Origin of the sequence: Pseudomonas syringae pv. cilantro (assembly GCF_001293775.1) — a bacterium.
Lineage (GTDB): Bacteria > Pseudomonadota > Gammaproteobacteria > Pseudomonadales > Pseudomonadaceae > Aquipseudomonas > Aquipseudomonas syringae_P.
In genome coordinates, this window is the sequence record NZ_LGLN01000033.1 from 48,070 (window position 1) to 54,961 (window position 6,892).

General features: G+C 61.8%; 2 protein-coding genes and 1 pseudogene. All 3 read right to left on the reverse strand.

All coding sequences use genetic code 11. The features are described from left to right. Nucleotides 1-38: 38 nt before the first annotated feature. Nucleotides 39-3,374 (reverse strand): dermonecrotic toxin domain-containing protein, encoded by a 3,336-nt coding sequence (locus ABJ99_RS07210; RefSeq protein ID WP_054085235.1) that lies wholly within the window; start codon nucleotides 3,372-3,374, stop codon nucleotides 39-41. Nucleotides 3,375-3,723: 349 nt separating this feature from the next. Beyond that, nucleotides 3,724-5,539, reverse strand: a pseudogene (gene atzF, locus ABJ99_RS07215) (allophanate hydrolase). 35 nt (nucleotides 5,540-5,574) lie between these two features. Next, the coding region (locus tag ABJ99_RS07220; protein ID WP_154864408.1) for a carboxyltransferase domain-containing protein at nucleotides 5,575-6,892 on the reverse strand (1,318 nt) is incomplete at its 5' end.

Here is a 6,892-nt window from a genome sequence, read left to right on the forward strand (position 1 = left end):
GAATGTGGGCGCCATGCTGGATGATTGGTGCAGTCGGTTCAGGCCATATTAGCAATCACCGAACCCGCTGTCGGCGCATGATAGACGGGCGCGCGGCCCAGCAGGGCCGACACTGCGGCACATCGGCAATGCACCAGCAAGATTCTGTCGTAATGGATGCCTTGAATGGACAGGCTGTCGAACAGGTCTGCCAGCGACGGCGGGGGCATGCCGAAGCGATTGCGCACTGTCAGCACATCCATCGGCGTCGGTGGCAGCCAGCCGCGTAATGATGACGCCTGGGAGTTACCGACCACGCGTGCTATTTCGTCATAGGTTTCGTCCGATGCAGTCTGAAACTTGGACAGGCTGTAATTTTTCAATCTGCCGGGCAGCGAAGTGCCTGCGATGAGTTTGTCGGTGATGAGCAGCGAGTCCAGCGTTGTGGGTTGCATCACGGCGTTGAGCGCCGTGTTCGAGCGTGCGAAAGGCCGGGCATTCTTGTTGACGACGCGGTGCAGCCTGGGGTCCATCAGTTCGTAGCCATGCGGCGCGTAAGTGCGAATCTCCGTGCCGTTGGGGATTGTTACGGTACGCGTCCACGGCGTGTAATACCCATGGGTGCTGACCACCAGGGTGCGCGCCTGACCTCTGTCAGAAGTCCATAACAAAAACCTCTGGCCCAGTTTCCAGGCATGTACCGGTATACGGTTTGGCGATGCGGCGGCGATGACGGTCCAGCGCTTGAGCAGCGCGTCGGTGTGAAAGAATTTCTCCAGCCGGGTCTGGCGCGGCGGCACAAAATGCCTGCGCAGCGTTTGGGTGCCCGGCGCTCTGCTGATCGTGATCGTTGTGGTCGGGGTGTTGCGCGCGGCAGGTTTGACGATTCTGCGCAGTGAGCGCAGCAGCCGTGGGGTATGCGGAGCCAGTTGTAACAAGCCCAGCGATAACGTGCTCAGCAGCGCCTGATTTTTCTCCGCGTAACGGCTGCCCGGTAGCTGTGTTGCGGCAATGGTCAGCGCTGTGATGCCGAGCTCCGTCGCCAGCACGGCGACAAACGCCGGTGTGAGTAGCAGGGACATGGGCACCAGCAGACGCTGTAAGTGCTGCAACCGGTCTGTCCAGTCCGCCAGCGAAACCTGCGCCGAGGTAACGATCTGATCCTTCGCATCATCCAGCGCATTCTGTTTGAGGCGTTGGTGCAAAAAAGCGAATGGCGTGTCTTCCAATGGTTTTTCACACAATGAATGGTGCATGGCCTGTCGCGTGTCCGGGTTGTACAGCGCGTCGGCCCATGGGCGCAGGATTGAAACGGGTGCGTTAGGCGCCTGTGTGCCGCCCCACAGTTTGAGCAGGTAGTCGAGCCGCGGGTGATGGCGGCGGGGGACGTAGCGCATGACCGTTTCACGCCATTGCGGATCGGCTGTTTTCCGCATCAGGTGCTGTTCCAGCGCCTTGTCATCGGCGCATTCGATGAACGCCTCGGCGTGGCCCGCCTGATAGAGCACTTTCAGTGTGCCCGGTTGTTCGAGCAACAGCAGACCGATGTACTGATGTTCCATACCGTCGATCAACGAGCCTTGAACGAAAAAACCCAGCGCCCGCCATGGCTGCTGTGCAGCGGGCGCGAGACTTTCCACTATCAGATCGAAGCCTCTGCGCGTGAGACTGCCGCGCTTGAGGCTGAGCAGCGTCTGGGCGATGAAGGTTGATCTGAACGCCTGTTCGATGCTCGTTTTCTGCTGGTCCCAGAAGTCATGAATGCGCCGGGTCATCCAGGTCAGGAAATCGAACGTGTGGATGTAGTCCTCGAGCGCCTGCGGGCTGATCTCCAGCAGCCGGCCCTGCTCACGGTTGCCCAGCCCGCCAGGGTCGAAGAAGACCACTGTGCTGCCACCGTGATCGATATAGCCCGCCGGATGATCGACTCGATAATGGCTGACCAGTGCTTCGCTCAGGCTGATCGGTTTTTCGTCGGGGGCGTGAACATAGGTAGACGGCAAGCGAGGATCGCCCAGCGGTCTGGTCGAATAGCCGGGCTGATAAGCGATGAAGACATGCTCGGGGTTGAGTGTCAGCCCATGGCGTTCCTGTAGATAGCTCGCCATGACCTGCGCAGCCATTGTCGAAGCCACCGGTAGTTGCTCCAGAATGACCGGTTGTGTCTGCCACAGGTCGATTGCGCCCGCCAGCGTCAGGCTGCGCGCCACGGGCCGGAGCAGATCGGTGTTGTCGCGGGGATTACTGCCAGGCAGAAAGCCGGCGAACGAAGCCTGCGTCAGTGCGTCGAACACATCGCCTTCGATCAGCGGGGCCTCGGCAGCAATGCCTGTATGTTGCTCAAGCGCGAATAGTGCGTGGCCGTAGAACCCTGACGCGTTCATGGCCGCCAATAAACGACCGGTCATGTAGTGTGGATCATCGCTGATGTACTCGATGACCTTGCCCTTGGCCCCGAGCAGGTGAATGTAGCAGTGCGATGTGGTTTTCGACCTGACCTGAAAGATCCCCGGCACCTGCTCGCCGTTCAGCGAGAGTGCTCGAACCTCGGACTTTTCACCGCGTCCGCTTTTATCCAGCGTCTCTGTATCGACGGGGAAGTTGCTCAACCCCAAAGCGTCCAGCGCCAGCCAATAGCCGTCCTGGCTTATATGCCGGTGGGTGTGCCGGGAGGCCAGCTGGTCGAGAAAAGCCAGCCGCGACAAGCTGCGCCAAGTGGTCTCATGCCGAGCCTGGAATGCCTCCAGCGCGGCGCTGTAATCGCTCTCCATAGGCATCTCGCCAATCCACTTGAGGACCTGCGCTGTTGTCAGCGAGGGCGCGTCGTCGGACAGTGACGTGTCGGTAATAGCGCTGCGATACAGGGCCACGAAGTAAGCGGGTTCGAAGCTGGCCAATGCCACGTCGGTCAGCGAAAGGCTGACGCTGTAGTGTTCATTGCCCTGGTCGTCCACGGCGGGTCGGTCCTCGCTGCTGAAGCTGATCTGCAAGGCGTCCGGGTCGAGCACCTTGCCGCTTTTTTGCATCAGCAGTGTGATCAGTTGTTGGCGAACGTAATCCTGGCGAGTCGGCGGAAAATCCATGTCCAGCTGACAGGCTTTGAGGAACAGTGCCGAGTCGGCAATCAGCCGGAAGCCAGGGCTGTTGCGCAGGGTCTTGAGTTGGCGTTCGACAGGCAGCGCGACGTCTTGCGGCTCATGCGCTTCGGGTGAGGTCGGCTGCTCGGGTTCTGCGGACGGAAAAAGGGCATTCGACCGCGCTGACAGTGTTGATGCGTTAAGCGTGTCGTGCCTGAGGCGGCTGTGCTCAGGGCGCAGCACGCTGGGTTGTTCCAGCAGGTAAGCCGACGGATCAAACAGCGTGTCCTCACGAAGCGGACTCCAGAAGGGATTCATGACGGGCCGTCAAAATGAAAAGAGGCCCACTATGCCGGAGAGCGTACGTGTGAAGGTCATAACTATGTATCGCGCGGCGATCCGCATTGCTCACGAAGAGGCCGGTACATCCGATGCATTTTCTGTGTCTGGCATACCGCATTCGCGAACAAGNTGCTCACGAAGAGGCCGGTACATCCGATGCATTTTCTGTGTCTGGCATACCGCATTCGCGAACAAGCGAAGCGTCGCCCGGCCCCGCAGGTGTCAACAGGATCTTGGGGAAGCGGGCTGGGCGTCTCACAAGGTTTGTGTATGACGCCGGGTATCGCGCACAAGGCAGCACGCCCGAGCATGCCGCCTTGTCTGTTTACCTTTGTTGCAGGTGTGCCCGCCAGCCACCGAGATGACTGATGTCCTGCGCGCCCTCCAGACCGTAGGCTTCGCAGATGAAACCTGTCTCCCAGCGCCCGTCGGCCAGCTGCACTTTGCCCAGCCCGAGTGGTGCCGGGATGCCGGTCAGAAACGAGCCCAGCTCGGCGCTTGGCAGCTCCCAGATTTCCACGGCAATTGCCACGCCACCCTTGGCCACACGCACCATACCGGGCCTGAACGGCGGGCCACCGGCCAAGGGCGTACAGGCGATAATCGGCGGAGCTTTGCGTGGCCTCCAGCAGTCGGCCGCCACGTTGTTTGAGCTGTCCGTTCAACGCCAGGCCGTCGAGGTGCGCGCCGCACACCACCAATCGCGCCAGGTCATTGCGCGCGGCAGTGGTCGGGGCGGGCAGCGAAGGGCTGTCGCCGCCAATCAGCGGCAGGGCGGTTTGCCGCTGAAAGGCGTCTGCCAGACTGAGCAGGTATTGATCCGTTAACGCTCTGCCGAACAGCGTGACGCCCCACGGCAGGCCGTTGTCCATGAACGCGCCGGGCACCGCGATGGCGGCGTAATCGAGCAGGTTGACGAAGTTGGTGTAGTAACCCAGTTCCGAGTTGCGCAGCACCGGCTCGGCTGTCAGTTCTGCCGAGGTCACCGGGCGTCCGATGCTCGGCGTCACCACGCAATCCAGCCCTTCGAGCGCCCGGTCGCAGATCACCTTCAACGCTTGCAGGCGGTATTGCGCACGAAAGGTATCGACGCCGCTGACCGAGGGCGCCTTGCCCAGGACCGCTCGGATCACCGGCAACACGACGTCGGGATTGTCTTCCATCAACTGCCCGGCAACGCTGTAACGCTCGGCCACCCATGGGCCTTCGTACAGCAACTGCGCCGCTTCCAGAAAGGGTGACAGGTCCACGCTGACCGCTTCGCCACCCAATGCAGTGAGGCGGTCGATGGCGTCGCCGAACAGCGACGGTCCTTGAGCGCAGCCAAAGAACTCCAGGTCCTCGGCGCGTGGTACGCCGAAGCGAAACGGGCGGGGCGCGCCGAATGCCGAGGCGTCGTTCCACTGCGGGTTGCGGCGGCTGTACTCGTCACGCGGGTCAACCCTGGCGATCAGCCCCAGTAACTGGCTGGCTTCTCTCGCCGTGGCGGTGAAGGTCGACACGCAGTCCTGGGTGCGACAGGCCGGTACGACGCCCGCTGTGGAAATAAGCCCTTTGCTGGCTTTCATGCCAACCAGATTGTTCAGCGCGGCCGGCACTCGCCCCGAGCCTGCAGTGTCGGTGCCCAGCGAGAAACTGCTGACCCCTAGCGCAACGGCCAAGGATGAACCAGAGCTTGAACCGCCCGACGGGTAGTCAGCCAGAACGCTGTTGGGGCAAGCGCCGTAGGGCGAGCGACTGCCGTTCAGGCCAGTGGCGAACTGGTCCAGATTGGTCTTGCCCATCGGCACGGCGCCCAGCGCGATCAACTGTTCGACAACCGTTGCCGAGCGTTCGGGCATATAGGCGTAGTCCGGGCAGGCGGCGGTGGTTGGAATACCGGCCAGATCGATGTTGTCCTTGATCGCGAAAGGCACGCCGTAGAGTGGCAGATCCTTGAGTTCACGACCTTCCAGCGCGATGAGATAAGGCTCCAGTTCAGCCGCGCTGAGCAGGTGAATGAACAGGTGATAGCCGGGATTGAGCGCAGCGGCTTTTTCCCGCAGGGCCAGGATCAACTGGCGCGGCGACAGATGGCCAGCCTGGTAGGCCGCGCGCACGGTGTCCAGACGCAGGTTGTTCGGCAGAGTTGTGTCGTTCATGACAGGATTCCCTCGACATTGAAAAGTTGATCGGTTCAGTCCGCTGCCAGCACCACGACCCGCTGCCCTGCGCGAACCGCCGAGCCGGGTTGCACCCTGACTTCCTGCACCACGCCGCCGACCGTTGCGAGGAGCGGGATTTCCATCTTCATCGACTCCAGAATCACCAGCACATCACCCGCTTCGACCCGCTCACCGGGTTGCACCTGCACCTGCCAGAGATTGCCGGCGATATGGCTGTCGATGCCTTGCTGGCCTGGTTGCAAGGGCAACTCTTCGCTGCTTGGCGCGGCGCCTTCGTCACTCTGGAAGTCTGCCTGGCCGTTGGCGATCCAGCGTTCGCGCTCAGCGTTGAAGGCCGATTGTTGTTGGGCTCGGAATGTTGCGATGCCGTCGGCTTCGCGGGTCAGGAAGGCCTGGTAATCGGCCAGATTCAAGGTGCTGTGTTCGATGTTCAGTGCAAAGCGGCCGAGCGGAAAATCACGGCGGATGCGCAGCAGTTCGTTGGCGCTGACCGGGTAGAAGCGAATCTGATCGAAGAAACGTAGCAGCCAGGGCTTGCCTTCGAATGCGGCCACTTCGCGATAGCGGTTCCACATCTGTAACGTGCGGCCGACGAATTGATAACCGCCAGGGCCTTCCATGCCGTACACGCACATGTAGGCGCCACCGATGCCGACCGAGTTCTCCGCTGTCCAGGTGCGTGCCGGGTTGTACTTGGTGGTCACCAGACGATGGCGCGGGTCCAATGGGGTGGCGACCGGCGCACCGAGGTAGACATCGCCCAGACCCATGACCAGATAGCTGGCGTCGAACACCGTGCGTTGTACTTCGTCGAGGTTGGGCAGGTCATTGATGCGGCGGATGAACTCCAGGTTGCTCGGGCACCACGGCGCGTCCTTGCGCACGGTGGTCATGTATTTCTCGATGGCCAGCTGGCAGGCCGGGTCATCCCAGGAAAGGGGCAGGTGGACGATGCGCGAGGCGACGTGCAGGTCTTTCGCTGCGCACACGGCGCCCCATTCGCCAGCGATAATGTCGAGCAGTTGCCGAAGCGGCAGTTGCTCGGGGCGATAGTGGACTTGCAGCGAGCGAATGCCCGGCGTCAGGTCGATCACGCCCGCCAGCGCCTTGGCCTCCAGCGCCAGCATCAAGGCATGGCCGCGCAGGCGCAGCACCAGATCCAGCTCGGGCGCCCCGATTTCCAGCAGCAGATGGGTGTCGCCGGACAACCGCGCAACGAGGCGTTTGTCGTCGTGACCGATGTCGAGAATGATCGGGCTGGGCAGTTCGCCTTCGCGAGCAAGCTCGCTCCCACGCGGGTTCACGGTACTTTGTAGGAGCGGACTTGTC

Coding starts and splice junctions, on each gene's coding strand:
- ABJ99_RS07210 (WP_054085235.1), bottom strand. CDS start 3,374: ATGAATCCCTTCTGGAGTCCGCTTCGTGAGGACACGCTGTTTGATCCG.